Raw genomic sequence first — 19,512 nt, forward strand, 5'->3', positions numbered from 1 at the left:
GAAGGATAATGCAAATGAACAAAACACTCGCTTCATTCGTACTTCTCAGCTCAACCGTTGCGCTTGCTGCGTGCGGCCAAAAAGCACCTGAAGACCTACCGCCACCACCGGCTTCGACCGAGACGCCTGCTCCAGCGGTAGATACTACGCCCGCCGGCCCGAGCGTCGGCAGCCAGGCGCATTTCGAAAATGCCGTGAATGGCCAGAACGTGATCTTCTTCGATACGGACCGATTCAACATCGACAGCGCGGATGCGGCGGCCTTGCAGACACAGGCGCAGTATCTCGGGCAATATCCGCAAGTTTCGATTACCGTTGAAGGCCACGCCGACGAGCGCGGCACACGCGAATATAACCTTGCCTTGGGTGAACGCCGTGCCAATGCGGCCAAGAACTATCTCGTCAGCCTTGGCGTTGATGCAGGCCGTATCCAGACTGTCAGCCACGGCAAGGAACGTCCGGTTGCAACAGGTTCAAACGAACAGGCGTGGGCGCAGAACCGCCGCGCAGTCAGCGTCGTGATTAACTGATTTCAGTCGCTTGGACTGAGTGGGAAGGCCGGGCAGTTTGTCTGGCCTTCCTTTTTTGAATTTGGATAAAGCTGGCTGTCTTTAGAAAGAGAACAGCGTCGGCAGATCGAAGTCCGGCAGGTCTGCAACAAATTGCACAACCGGCTTGCTGGAGCCATGCGATGCGTTCTCTGCCGTCATGGTAAGCGTCATTGCAGCCATGGCGAAGACGGCGAATGCGCTGGAGATGGCGAGTTGCTTGCTCATGATGTCCTGTTGGCTTCGATTTATGAAGAATACGTTGCGATGCAACATTTCTTATCGAAACTGGTTCCCATCTCTTTCAATCAATCGCAAGGCCCCCTAGACTAAAGCTCATGAACGTCGGACCAACGACATTGTCAGCAGATTGGCGGGAGCCCGCTCATGCCTAAGGCGCGGCGCTCAAACGATTGGGGCTTTCCGCGCTGGCGTGGCTATGGCTCTGCGCGCGAGGCGACGACTGTGCGGCTATGCGACCGCCATGGCTGCGAAGAGAAGGGCGATTGCCCTGCGCCCAAAGCGCCGAATAGCCCGGACCGCTGGTACTTCTGTCAAAAGCACGCAGCGGAATACAACTCCAAATGGGACTATTTCGAAGGGCTCGACAAGGCTGAGAAGGAAGAGCGCGCCAAGGCTGAACGGCAGGAAAGCGCCGGCTATGCCGAGGCTTCGCATTACGGTTGGAGCGGCTCAGGTGATGGTTCCCGCAGTGCTGACGAGATGCGCGCCTTGGAGTTACTCGAGCTTGAAGCGGACGCAGACTTTGCCGCTGTGAAGAAAGCTTACCGCGCGAAGGCGAAACTCGTGCACCCTGACGTCAAGCCGGGTGATGAGGAAGCTGCCAAGCAGTTCCAGGCGTTGCAGCTCGCTTATGAAGTGCTCAAAGCAGGCGAAGAACGCCGCGAATGGCGCGGGTAGCGCTTCAGAGGCGCGCTCAAATCTTTCCTGAACTCTCAGAAGCTAGGAGATGATGTGCAAAGCAAGCAGTCTTTCAATCGTTTGATTACCCAGTCCTGGATTGCCTTTGTGGCGATGGCCGCAATGGTAGTGCTCTCGCTGTTCGATCCGCTCCACGATCCCGTTCGCCAGCATATGAGCGAATCCATTATGGCGTCACCTTGGTTGGCGCTCGCTGTAAAGATTTTGCCGAGCATCACCGGTATCAGCATCATGGTATTCGGCCTGGGTTGCTTTGCATTGAAGCGCGGATGGACGTGGGCGGGATTGGCAGGATTGCTGTTTGGCGCGGCTATGCTGGCGAATGGTATTTTCCCGACCGGTGACCCGCGACATGGCCTTTATGGGCTTGCGATTTTCTCTGTGCTTTTGCCTGCGTTTTTTGCCGCTGAGTTTGATTGCTCTCAGCGCTTGAAGCAGCTGTCGCTCGCTGTTGCATTCATAAACCTGCTCTACATGTGGATTTTGTTTACGGGCCTCGATCCCGAAGCATTTCGCGGCCTGACCCAAAGGATCGCGTCGCTCATCATGTTCGGCTGGTTCGCACTTTTGAGTAGGGCTTGAGAATCAGGCGGGTCGCTATCCAACATTTCCTACATTTGCGCGGCGCGCTAGTACCCGCACTGCTCTTTGAAACCGTCGATCTCTGCGCCATGTGTCGCAAATCTGCGCGCAAGAACTCACGCGAGTTTTGAAAAAAAGGAAAAGTGTCAACTTTGTTGGAAGCGCTATAAACGAGAGAACTCTGCGGGTTTCAGGCTGATTTAGCGAAGTTGACAGGTGTCAACTTTGTCAACTTTGTTGGAAGGGAATGAGCGGGCGTGAAAACGCGCTCGGACTAGTCCCTGTCAATCGCAACAATCGGATTGTCATTCCACCATGGCACATCGGTCCATGGGCGCACATCAATCTCATGCGTCCAGCAATTCCGCGGTTGCTGCGCGAGGCTCCAATAGGTCTCGGCGAGCGCCGCCGGATCGATCACGCCGTCTTCGCCCTTGCTGGCCTTGTAGGCTTCGAACTTGTCGCCGAGCAGCTTGCCAAGCGTGTCCGGCGCATCGACTGAACCATCGACCACGACATGCGCTACATGCACACCTTGCGGGGCGAACTCGGCATTGAGTGTCTGACACAACATTCGCCGCCCACCCATCGCTGCCGCGTGACTGTGCTGGCCGGTATTGCCGCGTACTGCTGCCGTAGCGGAGGTGACGAGCAGTGTCCCTTGGCCGCGCGCGACCATCTTCGGCATGAGCACATGGGCGAGCCGGAACAGACCAAAGCAGCCGAGCCGCCAGCCAAGCTCAAACGCGCCATGCGGCGTGTTATCTAGCGTGCGGTTGCCGATCTGCGCGCCCAAATTGTAGAGCGCGCAGGTGATCGGGCCAATGTTGGCTTCCACCCGTTCGACCAGCTCTTCGATGGTGCCATCGTCGGAGGCGTTGAGCAGCGTACCGGAGGCTGAACCCCCCGCGTCCTCGATCTGTGCAACAAGGCGCTGAAGCCCTTCTTCGTCGGAACGCCGCGCCAGCACAGCGTGATAACCTTCGCGGGCAAAACGAGCTGCTGCATGCCCGCCAATGCCAGCGCCTGCACCGATGACGAGAAAGACAGGTTTGCGCTCGTCACTCATGAGCCTTCTCCATAATGCAGGGTCACCATGCTCGCTGCCGCATTGGCTTTCGCTCGCGCCGCGTCAGTGTCCGGCCCGTTGGCGAGCGCGACACCCATACGCCGATAGGGCCGCGTTACGGGCTTGCCGAAGATACGCACATCCGCGCCATCCTCCATCGCATTGGCAAGGCCGGAATATGCAACATGCTCGCTTGCGCGATCCGCCAGAATGACAGAACTTGCTGAAGGCCGCGCAGCGATGCTCTCCGGCACAGGCATGCCCATGATCGCGCGCGCATGTAAATCGAACTCGCTGAGGTTCTGGCTTACCAGCGTGACCATGCCGGTGTCATGTGGGCGAGGGGAGAGCTCGGAAAAGATCACCTCCTCACCGCGAATGAAGAACTCGACACCGAACAGGCCGTAGCCTTTTCCGTCGCCTTGCAGCGCCGTGACCACCTTTGCTGCCATGTCCTGCGCAGCTAAAATCGCGGCGTCCGACATGGGCGTGGGCTGCCAGCTTTCGCGGTAGTCGCCGCGTTCCTGGCGGTGTCCGATTGGCGGGCAGAAGGTAATACCGGTTGCATGGCGCACAGTCAGCAGCGTGATCTCGTAATCGAAGTCGATGAATTGCTCGACGATCACACGCTTGCGGTCGCCGCGCATGTTGTGGACTGCATATTCCCATGCTGCTTCCAGCTCTGCCGCGCTGTCGACCTTGCTCTGACCTTTGCCGGATGAGGACATGACCGGCTTGATCACGCAAGGAAAACCCGTGAAGTCGCCCGCCTCGCGAACCTCTTCAATGCTTGTCGCATAGCGATAGCGCGAGGTCGTAATGCCCAGCTCGCCCGCCGCAAGATCGCGGATCGCATCGCGGTTCATGGTGAGCTGCGTCGCGCGCGCAGAGGGCACGACATTGCTGCCCACCGCTTCGATATCCGCGAGCACTTCGGTGCGGATCGCTTCGACCTCAGGGACGATCAGATCGGGCTGATGCTTTTCGACGGTTTTGCGCAAGGCATCGCCGTCGAGCATGGAGAAAACCTCGGCCTCGTCCGCGACCTGCATGGCTGGTGCTGCCGTATAAGCATCGCAAGCCACCACATAAGCGCCCAGCCGCTTGGCTGAGATGACGAACTCACGTCCCAGCTCGCCAGAGCCAAGCAGCAGGATCTTTGTGGTGAAGGCCATCGGTACTCCGGTTTGCGGTCAGACTTTCTCCAAGGCTTGCCCGAAATCGGCGATCAAGTCATCCGGATCCTCGATCCCGATGCTGATCCGTACGAGATTGTCGGTGATGCCAAGCGCGGCCTTGCGCTCATCCGGCACGCTGAGATGCGTCATGGATGCGGGGTGGCTGGCGAGTGTTTCGGTTCCGCCAAGGCTCACGGCAAGCTTTGCGACTTTCAGCGCGTCGAGGAAGCGGAAACATTCCGCTTCGCCGCCCTTGATGAAGACAGAGAAGGTGCTGCCTGCGCCTTCGCAATGGCGATCATAAATGTCCTGCTGGCGCGCATCCTCGATCATGCCGAGATAGCCCAGTCCTTTGACCTTGGGGTGGTCACGCAAGAATTCGCAGACTTTTTCTGCATTTTTGCCCGCGCGCTCCATGCGCAGCTCGACTGTCTCCAGCGAACGCAGCAGCATCCATGCAGTGTTGGGGTCAGCGATGCCGCCCATCGTGTTGCGCAGTGCGCGGATCGCATCGATAAAGCGCTTTTTGCCCGAGACGCTGCCTGCGACCAGGTCCGAGTGACCTCCCACATACTTTGTCAGTGAGTAGACCACCAGGTCCGCGCCATGCTCCAGCGGGCGCTGCCACAGCGGCCCGAGGAATGTGTTGTCGATCGCAATCGGGCAAGCATCTGCATCGAAATGCTTGTCGCGCGCATCGCGCACAGCTTCGATATCGACCAGCGCATTGGTCGGGTTGCCGGGGCTCTCGAGATAGATCAACGGCACTTCGCCGCCTTGCGCTTCGGCTTGCGCTTTGGCTTTGGCCATTATCGCGTCGAGTTCTTCAGGGGTCGCACCAGCCGGGAAGTCGACATAGGTCACGCCGTACTTCGCCATGATCTTCGCAACGAAGCCTTCACTCGCGGCATAGAGCGGGCCGGAATGGACGATGACATCGCCAGCCTTGCACGCGGCCAGCATCAGCACCGCGATGGCCGTCATCCCGCTGGAGAAGCTCAGCGCTTCCTCCGCCCCGTCCCAGATTGCAAGTCGGTCTTCCAAGATTTCCTGGTTGGGCGCGTTGAAGCGTGAATAGACCAGGCCTTCAGCACCGCCCGCGCGTTTGCCGGTAATGCCTTCAAAGTGCCGCTTGCCCGCTGCTGCATTCTCAAACGCGAAAGTACTGGTGAGGAAGATCGGCGCCTTCAGAGAGCCTTCTGAAAGCACCGGGTCATAGCCATAACCCATCATAAGCGTGCTCGGCTTCATTGGGCGGCCGTTGATAGTGGTCACCGGGTCTTTGGGCTTACGGCGCGGGGTGGGTTGATCGATCGGGTCGATGGCGTCCGTCATGCGGGCGATCCTTCCTTGTTGCATGCTCCCAGGAAGGCAGAAGCTGATCTGGTGGCTGCAACGGCCCCCGATCCTAACCTCCGCAGGACCGCCTCTCCGTCACACCAACTGGTTTCATTTGATATTAGATTGGAGGGCAGGCTGCAAGTCGGATATCACCCGGCTTACACAACAGCTGCGATTAGCCAGACCATTGCGACGATCAGCACGATACCGATCAGGTCGAGGATGAAACCTGCGCCAACCATTCGCTGGATTTTGATACGGCCTGTGGCCCATGCAATCGCGTTCGGCCCTGTACCGGCGGGCAGCATGAACCCCCAGCTTGCGGCAAGCGCGGCAGGCAGAGCGAGCAGGATCGGATCGACACCCAATGCAACGACCAAGGCTGCAACGACCGGAATGATGGCAGTGGCGGTTGCGACATTGCTCGCGAACTCCGTCACAAGGATCACCATCGCGACTATGCCCATCGCGACCAGTAGCAGCGGGAAGACTTCCAGCGGCAGCAAGGCGTTGCCCAGCCAAGTGTCGAGCCCGGACGCCCTCATACCTGCGGCCAGCGCCAGTCCGCCGCCAAACATCATAATGACGCCCCATGGCGCGCGGTCCGCCTCTGACCAAACAAGCAGCGGGCGGCCGGTTCCGTCAGGCAAGAGAAACAGGGCAAGGCTGGCGATGATTGCGATTGTCCCGTCGGTCCAAGACCCTTCGGGTAGGTAAGGCGCGAGCAGCAACCGCGTCATCCAACCGGCAAAGGTGATCGCGACGATAGCGAGCACGCGCTTCTCCGCGCTACTCAATGGCGAGCTATCGGCAATCGCTTGCGTCGCTTCCTTTGCATCGAAGGGTGTCTCACCAACGCGCTGCGCTTTAATGATGACGAACGCCGCGATGGGAATTCCGACGATGACGAGCGGCAAACCGAACATCATCCATTGTGCAAAGCTGATGGTGACGCCAATCAGCTCGTCCAGCAGGCCTACTGCTATCGCATTAGTGGGCGATCCGACCAGCGTCCCAAGCCCGCCAATATTCGCAGCAAAAGCAATGCCTAGCGGCAGCGCGCCGGAAAGACCGTCCTTGCTGATAGCGAGTTCCGCGCCGCCGCTGCTCGCGCGCTTGTTTGCTTCGCCCGCCGCCAGCACAGCCAAAGCCATCGGCATCATGATGAGCGAGGTCGATGTGTTTGATATGAGCATGGAAAGCAGCGCCGCACTCATCATGAATGCAAGCAGCAAGCCTGTCTGGCCACCGCGCCCGTTAAGGCTACTTAAGATCAGGACAGCAAGCCTGCGATGCAGGCCGGTCCGCTCGATCGCGAGCGCGAGAAATGCACCCCCGAGCAGCAGAAACAGGATATCGGAGTAATACGCGCCTGCCGTTTGCTTGGCTGTCATGATCCCGCCGAAAGGTAGGATCACGAAGGGCAACAGAGCAGTTGCCGTCATCGGGATGGCCTCGGTCATCCACCATGTCGCCATCCACACAACCAGCCCCGCGACCAGCCATGCAGGTTCCGGCATGCCGGAAGGCGGAGCGGTCAATACGGTGATGGCAAAGGCGAGCGGTCCAAGAACAAGACCGATTGCGCGCGCTGTCATGTGGCTCCCCTGCGATTAGGCAAAGCGCACGTTAGCGTTGCTTTCTCGAATTGGCGAGCGCGCGGCTCGCCAGATTGCGAAGCTTACTCGATCTCGTTGTCGACTGGTTCTTCGCCGGGCAGCTGGATATCCATGAAGAACACAGAACCTGTGCGACCTTCGCGCTCTATCCGCTCCATCTTCGTGCCGTGTTCCTGCAGCAGCCGGGCCATTCCTTGCGGAATGCGAAAACGCTGAGTGGTGCCGTTGGAAACGATATTGCTGTAGGTTGGCTCACGCTGTCCGCCGGCCAGATCCGCAATATCCGTTTCATACAGCGATGCTTCAACCGTATCGGTCTTGCTCAGCAATTGCTGGACCTCGGTTTCCGCGTGCTTCGCGATATGCGTGCGAAGATCGGCTTCCCAATCCTGGAAATAGAATGGTGCCGCCTCCTCATAGATCTTGGAAACCTGCAAGCGGTCAGAGAGCTTTTGCACGCCGCGCAGCGAATTCACAAAATCGCTGGCTCCGCGGTCCAGCAGACGCTCCACATTTTCAGCATTGAAAGCCGCGCGCTGGATGGATGGGCCGCCGATATCGCCGCGCCAGAAGCCGTAGATGACGCGCGGGTCTTTCCAGTTGCGATAGACAATCTGCGTGCGGATGTCCTTCGGGCTCATTTTTACACCGCTGACATTGATGAATTTCGCTTCATCAAGTGGCAAACCATCCACTGCGATAGTGCTGGGCTCACGCACAGGCCATGCATGCGCGATTTGATCGAGCATCGCGACATTGTGAAGGTTGATCCAGAAAGCGAGTTGCTCGTTACGCGGGATGCGCGTGAATTCGATCAGATCAGGCGTCCGCTCCAGCTCGATCCGATACTCGCGGATGCTCTGTCGCAGCTCGTCATCGAAAAATGAGAACATCACGCGATTGCCTTCAAGGCGATAACGCGAATCATGACCAAAATACCGCCTTGTCCCAAGGCCTGGGTCTGGCCGACCAGGCGCTTGACGCAACGAGCGCCCCATTGGGAAGACGATGTATCGCATCGCTTCGTCCCAAGCGGTATAATCGATCTTGTGCTGAATTCGGTCTGCTGATGGCGTGAAGCGTGCAAATGACTGGTCGAATGCGGGCGCAGCGATCGCGAGAGTGTTGGCCACTTCGCGCTGTGCGGACACAGGTGCAGCAACCGGCAAGGTGAGCGCAGTGCAGACCATCGCTGCAGTGGCTAAAGCAGGGATACGGCGGGTTGATCGGATTGCCATGGGGGTCGGTCTTTCAACGATAGAGATGCGTGTTCGCAAGCAGCGTGTTGAGCGGTCACTTGTCAATACGCGCCACGGCGTTGATCGATCCATTTTCAATGCTCGTCGAAGAACGACCGTCTACACGCTTTAGTCCTTGAGATATTTCGAGAAGCAGGTTTCCTCGCTTTCGGTCTGCTCGCCACGGATCTCCGCAAACCAGGGGCTTTCGGAATCATCAATCATCGCAACCGCTTCGTAAGCTGGGATTGGCAGGCAAACCTCCAGATCAACAGGTTCGCGACTGATCAGCTGCCATTGGTCCGCCGCGTTTCGCTTCGCATGGATTGCGAGGATTAGACCGTCGGCAAAAGCGGTGTGCTGCACAACCTCGAACGTCTGAACACCGATCAGCGGATTGCCTGAAATCGGTTCGTGCGTGTCCAAGGTCATTGAGTAGATCGCATTCATGCAAATCATCCCATCAGGGCACTCTGGCGAGCCCACATATTTCATCTCACGTATTTGGGCCAGATAGATTGCGAAGTCAGCCTCAGCATCAAGCAATGAACTCTTTGGCTCTCGAGTCGTGCAGCCAACCAAGACCAAAACACCAGAAATAAGGCCCAGAGCGCTGAACACTCTGGGCCAATTCGAGAAATTCGACAGCATTTGGATTCCGCCGTTTACTTAGGCGCAAGGACCATCAGCATCTGGCGACCTTCGAGGCGCGGGAAGGCTTCGACTTTCGCGATTTCCTCGACGTCTTCTTGCACGCGTTTGAGCAGGTTCATGCCAAGTTCCTGGTGTGCCATTTCGCGGCCACGGAAGCGCAAAGTGACTTTCACCTTATCGCCATTGTCGATGAACTTGTTCACGTTGCGCATCTTCACGTCATAATCATGCGTGTCGATGTTGGGACGCATTTTGACTTCTTTGATGTCCTGCGTCTTTTGCGTCTTGCGCGCGAGATTGGCTTTCTTCTGGGCTTCGTAGCGGTGCTTGCCAACGTCCAGGAATTTGCACACGGGCGGGTCTGCGTTGGGAGAAACTTCGACCAAGTTGAGGCCAACATCGGCCGCTTGCTCAATCGCTTCGCGCGTGTTCATCACGCCGAGATTCTCACCCTCATGGTCGATTACGCGGACCGTTGGAGTTTGAATGAAATTATCGTAGCGAGGGCCGCTTTTAACGGGCGGGGCCATCGATCGCCGGGGTGGACGGGCTATGGGGTATTCTCCTGTTTCAGCCTGTATTGGGTCGTGTGCGATTCTGCGCTGCAACGCAGAGGCGCTATGTAGGGATTATCGAAGCAAAACGCTAGGAGAGTCTTAGGGTCAGGTTTGGACCGCCCAGCTGTATCGGGGGAAGTCGATCAATCCGAAGCCGATGATGCGTGGGAATACCCAGGTGCATGATCCAAAGAACATTCCCCCGATGGGCGACGCTGCAACAAAGCATCCGTCGAGGCCGTCGTTCGAGGTTCTGCTTAAGGACAGCAGTCCAAAAAGAGGCGTAAGCATAAAGGCTAACCCAAAAAGGAAGCCGGTCGGGAGGACTTCAAGAAAACCATACTTGTCGCCATAAAGCTGGCCAAGCATCAATCCGAAAAGGCCATAAAGGCACCCTAGAATCCAAAGAACCTGTACCAAGACGCTTAGCTTGGGTTTTTGACTGGTGGCCAGAGGGATGACGACTGCCGGAATTCCGGCCAAGCTAAACCATATGACGAAATGCCATGGTGTTAGTGTTCCGATCAGCCAGACAAGTGGTTCAAAACTCACCTACGCTGCATCCCGATACAACGGAAACTGAACCAGCTTGCCTTTCGCGGGGAGCACAGCATCGATCCGGCTGGCGGGGCTAAGCGCGCTGAGGATTTGCGGTGCGCCTGCATCCATCCCCCCAGTGAGTGAACCGAATGCAGGCAGGATCATGCGATCTCCGCGCGTCTTGTTCCGGCTGACAACCCCGCAAGGGCGGCTGACATGCCGTCCGCGCACTCGCAGACGCATCTTGGGATGATAGTGGCCTGACAGTTCAGGCTTTGTCTCACCACGCTGTGCTTCGTGGCGCAACAGGATCCCTGCGATTTCTGTCTCGTCGAGAACTTCGCCACCAAAACCGCGCGCCATCTGCTCGTCATGATTGCCGGTGATCCACACCCAGTCGAGCGAGCGGGTGAGTGCTTCGAGCATACCGCTTGCATACTCGTCCAATCGCTGCGTGCCGGCATCATCATGGAAGTTGTCGCCCAGTGTAATCACACGGCGCGCGCCGGTTTGCTTCACGGCATCGGCCACGCGCTCCAGCGTCTCGCGGCTATCATAAGGCGGCAGCATCTGCCCGTGCTTGGCATACCAGCTCGCTTTCTCCAGATGCAGGTCCGCCACAAGCAGAGCCTTCTCGCGCGGCCAATAGAGCGCGCGCGAAGAGGTGAGCACGAGCTCTTCTCCGGCAAACTCCATCGGCGCGAACGAAACGGGAACCATGAGCTTTACTTGCCCATGGCGCGCGGCTTTGGCAAGAGGGCGCCAAAGCTTTGATTGAAATCAGAGATATTTGCTGGCGAAAAGAGCAAGGGATCGCTCAGACAACGCCAGATTGACGGGAGACGACATGGCTGACTGGACTGAGCAAACCGCGCGCGCAAAGGCATGGTTTGAAGGACTGCGCGACGATATTTGCGCGGCCTTCGAAGCGATTGAACGCGAAGCGGGCTCAGAAGCGAGCTTTGAATACACGCCATGGACCCGTGAAGAAGAGGGCAATGAGGACCCTGGCGGCGGCGTCCAGGGCCTGATGAAAGGCAAAGTGTTCGAGAAAGTCGGCGTCAATGTCTCGACTGTCAAAGGCAGCTTTTCACCTGAGTTCGCAGGCCAGGTGAACGGCGCAAGCGCGGAGCATCCCGGCTTTACCGCCACTGGCATTTCGCTCGTCGCGCATATGACCAACCCGCATGTGCCAGCAGTGCACATGAACACGCGCTTCCTTACGACGCAGGCGGCATGGTTCGGAGGGGGAGGGGACCTCAACCCGCCGATCCCCTATGAGGAAGACACAGAGGACTTCCATGCACGCTATCGTGCGGCCTGCATGGCGCACAATCCGACCTATTACGAGAAGTTCAAGAAGTGGGCGGATGACTATTTCTACATACCGCACCGCGAAGTGCATCGCGGCGTCGGCGGAATTTTCTACGACCATCTGGAATGCGAAGACGAAGCAGCGTTTGAACGCAATTTCGCGTTCACGCAGGATGTGGGCAAGGCATTCCTTGACATCTACCCGCAGCTGGTGCGGCGCCGGATGAACAGCGAATTCACTGACGCGGACGTTGCAACGCAGCTCGAATATCGTGGTCGCTATGCCGAGTTCAATCTGGTCTATGACCGTGGGACGCTGTTCGGCCTCAAGACTGGCGGGAATATCGATGCGATCCTGATGAGCCTGCCGCCCAGAGCGACTTGGTCATAGACACAATATCACGCAGCTTTGGCATTGTCGCCGGGAAGCCATTGCTCAAGCACCTCGCGAAAGGCTTCGAAGGATAGTGGCTTTGCCAAATGTTCTTGCATGCCTGCTTGCTTGCAGGCGGCAATGTCTTCCGCATAGGCGTTCGCAGTCAACGCAACGATCGGCAGGCTTGTCGCATCAAACCCAGATTCGCGGATAACGCGCGTTGCAGCAAACCCGTCCATCACCGGCATCTGCAAATCCATCAGTACGAGGCTGTAGGGATGTCCTGCTTTGTCCGCCGCGCGGACCATCGCGACCGCTTCAGCACCATCGCATGCGGTGTCCATTTCCAGATCGAGCCGACGGGCCATTTCCATCACAAGCTCGCGATTGATGTCGAAATCCTCAGCCAGCAATATGGGCGCGCCGTTCCACCCGCGTTTGCGGTCACCCGTCTTGTCCCCTCCCGGAAGAGCGCAATAGGACCGATTTGCGGCGACTAAGGGCAATGTGAGCACAAACCGGCTTCCTTGCCCGATTGCACTTTCTACGGTGATTGTACCACCCATTAACCCCGCAAGCTGACGGCAGATTGGCAGCCCAAGTCCGGTCCCTCCGCGATCATCATAGTCTTTAGGATCGACCATCGCGAAAGGATCAAAAATCCGTTCATGGGCTTCTGGATCAATGCCTATGCCAGTGTCACTAACAGTGATGACCAGTTGCGCTTCGACAGCCTCGGCACTCAGCACAATGCTACCGCGATCAGTATAGCGCAGGGCATTGGACAGGAGGTTGGTAAGGATCTGCCGCAATCGAATTGGATCGATGTCGATAACGCGCGGAAGTGCAGGGTCGAGCCTGTAACTCAGGCTGAGTGATTTCTCACGTGCAATCGGCTCTGCGAGACTAACGGCTGATTGCAACAACTCGCTCAAATTGATGGGCTTGGGATGGATCTGCAGCCGGCCTGCTTCGACTTTGGAAAGGTCCAGAATATCTCCCAGTAGCGTTTGCAGGTTGCGACCGGACTCCGCGATCAACTCAGCATGACGGCGTTGCGAGTCCGACAGATCGCTTGTCAAAAGCAACTCAGCAAAGCCCAATACACCGTTCATCGGATTTCGGATTTCGTGGCTCATTTTTGCGAGAAATGCGCTCTTCGCTGCAGCCATCGCGCGTGCATCATCGCGTGCTTCGCGAAGGTCTCTTTGCATGGCTTCTTCCGCTGTGCGATCCGCAAGTACGCCGAACAGCATGGCCGGTTGGCCAGCTTCATCATATTCGAGCATCGCGACCGATTCCACGTGTCGAATATCACCATCCTGTCGCATCAGACGCGCTCGAAAAGAAAAAGGCTCGCCGGTCGTGCGCGCGCTTTCTACTGCGTTTTCGACAAGCGCTCGGTCGTCAGGATGGTAAAAACGAATGGCGTCATCGAGCGGTGGTGGTGTCGTGCCAGACAGGCCATGGATGCGAAAAGTCTCGTCAGACCAATAGACTTCGTTGGTCAAAAGGTTGAGCCGCCAATGCCCGACATGCGCATTGGCTTCGGTAAGCTTGAGCCACCGGTTCTTCTCTTCACCAGCCCGGATCTGCGCTTCGCAATCTGACAGCTGCTGCTGAAAATGACGGTGCGACGTGCTCTCGCGAACAAGGAAAAGCAGCAATACGCTGCTCACCGACAGTGCGGTAAGCGGGATCGCAATATCCCATAACATGCCTCGGTTGAGGAGCAGCACAATCGACAGCGCGACTGCCCCGAGGATCAGTACTATGCTGATCGTTGGGCTGAATTGTTGCCAGAAATTGCGCCAGAAAGTCGCCATGGAGGCAAACCTTAGCGCGATCATGGGAAATGAGGGCTGAAACCAGAAGTACGGGTTTATGCGGAACGTGTTGATGGGACGAATGCTGACTTCGCTAGGCTGATCTGGCGACCAAGAGCATTTCGCGCTTGCACAATCGGGCGTGATGCTCACATGTTCTCAGTACGATGTTGCGGCAATACGAACTTGTTGAGCGGGTCAAGTCCTACGACCCGGACGCTGACGAAGCGGTGCTCAACCGTGCCTATGTCTACACAGTCCAGAAACACGGTACGCAGAAGCGCGCATCAGGCGATCCCTATTTCAGCCATCCGGTAGAGGTCGCAGGTTTGATGACGGACCTGCAGCTCGATCAGGAAACGATCATCACTGCTCTGCTGCATGACACAGTGGAGGATACTCTCGCGACGATCGACGATATCGAAGAGAACTTCGGTACCGATGTTGCGCGGCTGGTCGATGGCGTAACGAAGCTCTCCAAGATCGAAGCGATGCCGGAGAATGAGCGGGCCGCGGAAAACCTGCGCAAGTTCCTGCTCGCAATGAGCGAGGATATTCGCGTCCTGCTCGTGAAACTGGCGGACCGCTTGCACAATATGCGCACGTTGCACTTCATCAAATCGCCGGAGAAGCGTCAGCGGATCGCGCGCGAGACGATGGATATTTATGCGCCTCTGGCCGAGCGCGTCGGGATGTATGAATATATGCGCGAGATGCAGCTGCTCGCGTTTGAACAGCTTGAGCCCGAAGCCTTCAAGACCATCAATGACCGGCTGAAAGACTTGCGCAATCAGGATGGCGGGCAAGTCGATGCAATTGCGCTGAAGATCAAACAGGCACTGGCAGAGGCAGGCCTGCAGGTCGAAGTCTCAGGTCGCGAGAAGCATCCATTCTCGATCTGGCAGAAAATGTCCGAACGCCACGTGTCCTTCGAACAAGTAACGGACATCATGGCGTTCCGCGTTATCTGCGAGGACGTGAGCGATTGTTATCGCGCCATGGGTGTCCTGCACACGACCTGGCAATTCCTGCCCGGCAAGTTCAAGGACTACATTTCAACACCGAAATCGAACGGCTATCGCAGCCTGCACACCTCGCTGATGTATGAAAGCTCCATGCGTGTCGAAGTGCAGATCCGCACGCGGGAAATGCATCAGCGCAACGAGTTCGGACTCGCCGCGCATTGGGCCTACAAGCAAGGCGACCGGCCCGATGGTCAGGTTGCATGGCTGCGCGATTTGATCGAGATCGTCGATGCGGCGCATGATGCCGAGGAGCTGCTCGAACATACGCGGCTCGCGATCTATCAGGATCGCATTTTCGCGTTCACGCCGAAAGGTGGGTTGTTCCAGCTGCCTAAAGGCGCAACGCCGGTCGATTTTGCCTTTGCTGTGCACACTGATCTGGGCGCGCAAGCGGTAGGCGCAAAGATCAACGGGCGGCACATGCCGCTGCGCACGCCGCTCATCAATGGCGACGTCGTGGAGATCATAAAAGCAAAGAAGGCCGAGCCTCAGCTTGCGTGGTTGAGCTTCGTTGTAACGGGTAAAGCACGTGCAGCAATCCGCCGAGCGGTTCGTTTGAAAGAGCGCGCGGAAATTGCAGAAATCGGACGCAAACTGTTCGATGCCATTGCAGCGCGGGTACCGGCAAAGATCGGCAAGAAAGCCGTGCGCGAAGCTGTCAAGCGGTTGGAAATGGATGAGGAGGAGGACCTGATGTACGCGATCGGAGCTGCTAAGCTCTCGGATCGCGATGTCATGGAAGCGCTGGTTCCGGGCTGTACTGCTGAATTTGACGAAGATGAGGACTGGACCCGGCGTGAGCATGCGATATCCATTCGCGGCCTTACTCCCGGGGTTGGATTTGAGCTTGCGGCCTGTTGCCACCCGGTGCCGGGCGACCGGATCGTCGGTCTTCGCAAGCCCGGTGAACGTGTTGAAGTACACTCGATTGATTGTCTGGAGCTTGCCACCGGTGTCGATGCGGATTGGCTCGACCTGTCTTGGGGCAAGCGTTCGCAAGGCGCGCTCGGCCGTCTTCGGGTGACGCTTTACGATCGCCCGGGGACACTTGCTGAGATGGCAGGCATTTTCGCGCAGAATGTGGCCAATGTGACGAGCCTTGATCAGGTTGAGCTCGACCATCCGTTCACGACGTACGAGATTGATGCTGAAGTTCAGGACCTAGCGCACCTTACTCGCATCGTGAGCGCTTTGCGCGCCAGTGACGCGATCGCTCAGGCGGAACGGGTCTAACGCGCAGTTCTCGTCTTATGAGGCAATTATCTGAGAATACGTAGTTTGGGTTTTACGCAAACTTGCGCCCTTCGGAAATATCGAGCTCAATTGAGTGAGAGCCATCGCCCCGCGATGATTGCCAATTGGGTTTTGCAGTGTGTCTATGCCATCCGACCTTTCGTCAAAGATCGAGCGTCAGTTTTCAGTTGCTGAGCCGCATGCCGAGCGTCTGGAAGCGAGGGCCCCTCGATCAATGGTGGCGAGGAGATTCAATCGCCTCTCCTTGAATGCGAAGCTGCGCGCGGCGGTCCTTGCTAACGCAGCCATTTTGCTCACCGTCGTCTTAACCATCGTCGCTGGCATGGCAGCTGTCGCAGCTTTTGGCCAGAAACAGGCCGCGCTCAGAGACGCAGAGGCCCGTACAAACCAGGCCAGCCTCAGCGTTATGGAAGCCGCGCTTTCCTTGCATATGTACGAAGACAATATGTCGCCTGTCGATCTAGCCAAAGCGCGTCAAGACTTGGAGGATGCTCGCGAAAAGCTGGGTGTGGCTTCGGGACAACTGCGTTCCGGTCTTGATCCGGTCGTTCTAACTAACCTGACTGAGTTCGACGGCAGAATTGCTGTGCTTAGCGAAAAACTTGAGCAGGACAGCAGAACAAATGAATTGGAAGCAGCCCGCGAGGCAAATGGCTCGCTCGGCGTACTGCGCAAGGACCTGCTCGAGGAGGCGCAATCGATACAGCAAATGGCTTTTAGTGCTTCGAAGGATCTACGTACTGTGGGCTGGGGCATTATCTTCGCCGGGATTGTCTTGTGTGTGATTGCAGTGTCGCTTGCTGTCGTAGGATCACGAGTAATCTTCCGAAGTATCGTCAGCGCAATCACGCAGATCACCTTTGCGATGGGGGAGATATCCAAAGGGAGACACGACACGCCGATACCTGGCCGCGAAAGGCGAGACGAGCTTGGCGCGATGGCGCGAGCCTTGACCCGCTTTCAACGCGACTCGCTTGAACTGCGGCATTTGCATGAAGAGCGCGCGCAAAGCGCTGAACGCGAGCTGCAACAGCTTGAGGAAGCGCGCACAAGCAGAGTGGCCTTGATCGAAAAGACTATGGACGACTTCAAGCTATCCATCGGACAAGCCATTGATGATGTTGTCGCTGCTTCTGCGCAATTGCGTGGATCTTCGCATACGATGGCAGATCTCGCGGAGCGATCAGCTACGCAATCTAGTGAAGCTTCGGCATCGATGGAAAGGACGGCTCAAAACGTCGCTTCTGCGGCGGCTGCGACGGATGAGTTTACCTCGTCGATCGCGAAGATCAGCGGTGATGCGAATGAATCGGCTGAACTCGCGCGCCAAGCTGGCAGCCTCGTCAGCAATGCACATGCAAAAATGGAATCTCTTTCCGTTGCTGCGGTTGAAGTCGGTGAGATTGCCGAGCTTATCCGCACGATTGCCCACCGGACAAACTTGCTTGCCCTGAATGCATCGATCGAAGCGGCGCGCGGCGGAGAACAAGGACGGGGCTTTGCCGTCGTGGCTTCCGAGGTCAAGGAACTGGCGAACCAAACCGCACAAGCGACCCACACAGTGAGCGAGCGGATCAGCTTGATGCAGGCCTCAACCAGCGAAAGCGTGTCCGACCTCACCGCTATCGTTGACCAGATCCGCGATCTTGAGCGTGTCGCTGAACAGATCGCGGATGCTGTGGGTACGCAAGCTCGCTCCGGCGATTTGCTCGCGCGCAATATCGACTCCGCGTCGCAAGGTTCAGACGCAGTTGCGGAACGTTTGGAGAAATTGCTCAGCGTGTCGCTGGCGACTGGCGAAACAGCCTCCAAAGTCGAAGCTTTAGCGCGCAGTCTCGATGAGCAAGGAGACGATCTGAATAAGAAAGCTGAGCGCTTCCTTACAGATCTACGCAGCAATATGACGGTCAGCCCGGTCACATCTGGTGGTAGGGGCCATTTGCTTGCCGTGGCAAATGGCGCTTAAAGAAGCTCGAGGCATATCGGCACGGGGTCGCCGACTTCTAGCCCTTCTGACCGCATCACCTTTTTGCTGATGAGCAGTGTCCAGTTTTTCGAGCGGCGCGACATGTCATCCATATTCATCGGAAAGACAGAGGTTTTCCATTCCGTGTCGCCAATCCGTGCGATCACCTTGACCGAACCAAAGCCACGCTGACGCCCAAACTCCAGCCGGCGCAGTGTTGCATGCGCTGTGATCGCTTCAGCGACTTCGCCGTCAATTGTAACGAGGTGATAAGTGCCGCGATCCCCTCGCCAGCGGATGAGGGGACACGTGGTGGTGACGGTTTCCGTCAATCGCTTGCAACCCTGCGGACAGGGACCGGGATGTTGCAGATGTCTGCGCCGCCTGCGGGAACGATGAAGAACGGATCGCGCCGGTTCGCGCGCGCTTCTGCATAGCGCGCAAAGGTCTCGCTTTCAGTGCTGAGATATTCAAATGCGGGTTGCTCGCCTTCGGGCAAATCAGCCGCAACGTCGATCGAAAGGATCGGCGTGCGCTTGTCTTTCTCGAAGTCAGCATAAAAGCCGAGCGTACCTTTGCCTCGCGGGAGCGAAGAGAGATGCTCCATGCCTTCGATGATCCGTCCGACGAGTGCGATGTTGCGGTCAAGATGGCGCGGTGCATGCCCGATCACAGTGTAAAGTTCTGCGCCAGAGCCTGTATCCGGTGAATAGTTCCTTCCAACGCCAACCATGCCGTAGCAATGAACGGGAAATAAGCGGCCTTCCGCGGCGCGCAGCGAGCCCCGCCTCCTGTTCACGTCGACAACTCCAACCGGCCAACCCATGGACAAGGCCGTTTCTCCATAGGTCTTGTCGTTCTTGATCCGCACAAAAGGTGGAGTCTGTAACAGCTCTGTTGGACTGTTGCGCGGCATTCGGAGTGTTATGGAGAAGGCGGCACCATAATTCTCCTCCTCCATCACCTTCAGTCCCTCGGGCAGGACCTTCTTCGCGCCATCGCTTTCCGGATTGTCGTAATTGGGATCGCCCCATTGGACGACATAATTATCCTGCACGCGGTTGACGCTGATCCCGTCATACCAACCGCTACGTGCAAGCAGCTTGATGTTGTGCACCCAGCCCTGGCTGAAGGGCGGCGGCATCAGCTGGATGATAACCTCGCGCAGGTTTCCCTCCGCATCCGGGGCAAGCGTCATCACCATCAGCTCTTCAGTCGGGATGGTCACCCATTCCTCAGGCGCGGCGTCATCGACGATCTGATTGGGCGAGGGGGCTGGAGCCTCAGCCTCTTGTGCATGGACGGGCGGGATCAGCGCACACAACGCCGCTGCGGTCAGTACATATGCTTTCATGTTGACTTTGTGCCATCACACCGCTTGCACGACAAGCGCGTGGCCGCTAGAGCGCGCGCTCTTGTCCTCAAGTCGCGAAGCGATAGGATGGAAATACCGTCCTAAAGTAGCGTAACGATAGGACAGACA

Annotated in this window: 19 protein-coding genes; 6 read left to right on the top strand and 13 right to left on the bottom strand. The window is 57.4% G+C overall.

Features of this window, described 5'->3' with window-relative positions; translation table 11 throughout:
- The first annotated feature begins 8 nt into the window (after window positions 1-8).
- The gene (gene pal / locus HUO12_RS13830) at window positions 9-530 is read left to right on the top strand and encodes a peptidoglycan-associated lipoprotein Pal (RefSeq protein WP_176274142.1); all 522 of its coding nucleotides are present in this window, start codon (window positions 9-11) and stop codon (window positions 528-530) included.
- 81 nt (window positions 531-611) lie between these two features.
- Here pal and HUO12_RS13835 read toward each other — a convergent pair whose 3' ends face one another.
- Window positions 612-776 carry a hypothetical protein gene (locus HUO12_RS13835; RefSeq protein ID WP_176274143.1) on the bottom strand — a complete coding sequence of 55 codons (165 nt, stop codon included), beginning with the start codon at window positions 774-776 and terminating at the stop codon, window positions 612-614.
- A gap of 159 nt (window positions 777-935) precedes the next feature.
- Here HUO12_RS13835 and HUO12_RS13840 point away from each other — a divergent pair, with 159 nt between their 5' ends.
- Window positions 936-1,469, top strand: coding sequence for a J domain-containing protein (locus HUO12_RS13840; RefSeq protein ID WP_176274144.1), 534 nt, complete (start codon window positions 936-938; stop codon window positions 1,467-1,469).
- A 114-nt stretch (window positions 1,470-1,583) separates the two neighbouring features.
- Complete coding sequence (locus tag HUO12_RS13845) at window positions 1,584-2,072, top strand: DUF998 domain-containing protein (RefSeq protein ID WP_176274145.1); 489 nt, start codon at window positions 1,584-1,586, stop codon at window positions 2,070-2,072.
- 274 nt (window positions 2,073-2,346) lie between these two features.
- On the opposite strand, the gene HUO12_RS13850 is transcribed toward HUO12_RS13845, so the two are convergent.
- The 9 genes from HUO12_RS13850 to pdeM all read right to left on the bottom strand — a co-directional run bounded on the left by HUO12_RS13850 (window position 2,347) and on the right by pdeM (window position 10,988).
- Window positions 2,347-3,141: an SDR family NAD(P)-dependent oxidoreductase gene (locus HUO12_RS13850; RefSeq protein WP_176274146.1), complete on the bottom strand. Its 795-nt coding sequence runs from the start codon at window positions 3,139-3,141 to the stop codon at window positions 2,347-2,349.
- Window positions 3,138-4,316 carry a formate-dependent phosphoribosylglycinamide formyltransferase gene (purT, locus tag HUO12_RS13855; RefSeq protein ID WP_176274147.1) on the bottom strand — a complete coding sequence of 393 codons (1,179 nt, stop codon included), beginning with the start codon at window positions 4,314-4,316 and terminating at the stop codon, window positions 3,138-3,140. Before purT ends, HUO12_RS13850 begins: the two co-directional genes overlap by 4 nt.
- Window positions 4,317-4,334: 18 nt before the next feature.
- The gene (locus HUO12_RS13860; RefSeq protein WP_176274148.1) at window positions 4,335-5,654 is read right to left on the bottom strand and encodes a cystathionine gamma-synthase family protein; all 1,320 of its coding nucleotides are present in this window, start codon (window positions 5,652-5,654) and stop codon (window positions 4,335-4,337) included.
- Between the two features lie 164 nt (window positions 5,655-5,818).
- The gene (locus HUO12_RS13865; protein WP_176274149.1) at window positions 5,819-7,258 is read right to left on the bottom strand and encodes an SLC13 family permease; all 1,440 of its coding nucleotides are present in this window, start codon (window positions 7,256-7,258) and stop codon (window positions 5,819-5,821) included.
- Between the two features lie 83 nt (window positions 7,259-7,341).
- Entirely contained in the window at window positions 7,342-8,517 is a 1,176-nt protein-coding gene (locus HUO12_RS13870; protein WP_232367407.1) for a DUF547 domain-containing protein, read from the bottom strand.
- Window positions 8,518-8,646: 129 nt separating this feature from the next.
- On the bottom strand, window positions 8,647-8,949 hold the full coding sequence (locus HUO12_RS13875; protein WP_176274150.1) for a hypothetical protein: 303 nt from the start codon (window positions 8,947-8,949) through the stop codon (window positions 8,647-8,649).
- 233 nt (window positions 8,950-9,182) lie between these two features.
- Complete coding sequence (gene infC / locus HUO12_RS13880) at window positions 9,183-9,701, bottom strand: translation initiation factor IF-3 (protein ID WP_176274151.1); 519 nt, start codon at window positions 9,699-9,701, stop codon at window positions 9,183-9,185.
- Window positions 9,702-9,833: 132 nt separating this feature from the next.
- On the bottom strand, window positions 9,834-10,280 hold the full coding sequence (locus tag HUO12_RS13885) for a hypothetical protein (protein WP_176274152.1): 447 nt from the start codon (window positions 10,278-10,280) through the stop codon (window positions 9,834-9,836).
- Complete coding sequence (pdeM, locus tag HUO12_RS13890) at window positions 10,281-10,988, bottom strand: ligase-associated DNA damage response endonuclease PdeM (protein WP_176274153.1); 708 nt, start codon at window positions 10,986-10,988, stop codon at window positions 10,281-10,283.
- Between the two features lie 127 nt (window positions 10,989-11,115).
- On the opposite strand from pdeM, the gene hemF reads away from it, so the two are divergent.
- Window positions 11,116-11,973, top strand: coding sequence for an oxygen-dependent coproporphyrinogen oxidase (hemF, locus tag HUO12_RS13895; RefSeq protein WP_176274154.1), 858 nt, complete (start codon window positions 11,116-11,118; stop codon window positions 11,971-11,973).
- An 8-nt stretch (window positions 11,974-11,981) separates the two neighbouring features.
- On the opposite strand, the gene HUO12_RS13900 is transcribed toward hemF, so the two are convergent.
- A complete protein-coding gene (locus HUO12_RS13900) occupies window positions 11,982-13,784 on the bottom strand; it encodes a PAS domain-containing hybrid sensor histidine kinase/response regulator (RefSeq protein WP_176274155.1) in 1,803 nt (600 codons plus the stop codon).
- Window positions 13,785-13,951: 167 nt separating this feature from the next.
- On the opposite strand from HUO12_RS13900, the gene HUO12_RS13905 reads away from it, so the two are divergent.
- Entirely contained in the window at window positions 13,952-16,042 is a 2,091-nt protein-coding gene (locus HUO12_RS13905) for a RelA/SpoT family protein (protein ID WP_176274156.1), read from the top strand.
- Window positions 16,043-16,187: 145 nt separating this feature from the next.
- On the top strand, window positions 16,188-18,029 hold the full coding sequence (locus tag HUO12_RS13910) for a methyl-accepting chemotaxis protein (RefSeq protein ID WP_176274157.1): 1,842 nt from the start codon (window positions 16,188-16,190) through the stop codon (window positions 18,027-18,029).
- On the opposite strand, the gene HUO12_RS13915 is transcribed toward HUO12_RS13910, so the two are convergent.
- Together HUO12_RS13915 and HUO12_RS13920 are read right to left on the bottom strand one after the other, a co-directional pair.
- Window positions 18,026-18,361: a DUF1905 domain-containing protein gene (locus tag HUO12_RS13915; protein WP_176274158.1), complete on the bottom strand. Its 336-nt coding sequence runs from the start codon at window positions 18,359-18,361 to the stop codon at window positions 18,026-18,028. The two genes, HUO12_RS13910 and HUO12_RS13915, sit on opposite strands and share 4 nt — an antisense overlap.
- Complete coding sequence (locus HUO12_RS13920) at window positions 18,358-19,383, bottom strand: peptidylprolyl isomerase (protein ID WP_176274159.1); 1,026 nt, start codon at window positions 19,381-19,383, stop codon at window positions 18,358-18,360. The genes HUO12_RS13915 and HUO12_RS13920 overlap by 4 nt, the downstream gene beginning before the upstream one ends.
- Window positions 19,384-19,512 lie beyond the last annotated feature (129 nt).

The sequence above is a fragment of the Altererythrobacter lutimaris genome (assembly GCF_013371495.1).
Classification (GTDB): Bacteria; Pseudomonadota; Alphaproteobacteria; order Sphingomonadales; family Sphingomonadaceae; genus Erythrobacter; species Erythrobacter lutimaris_A.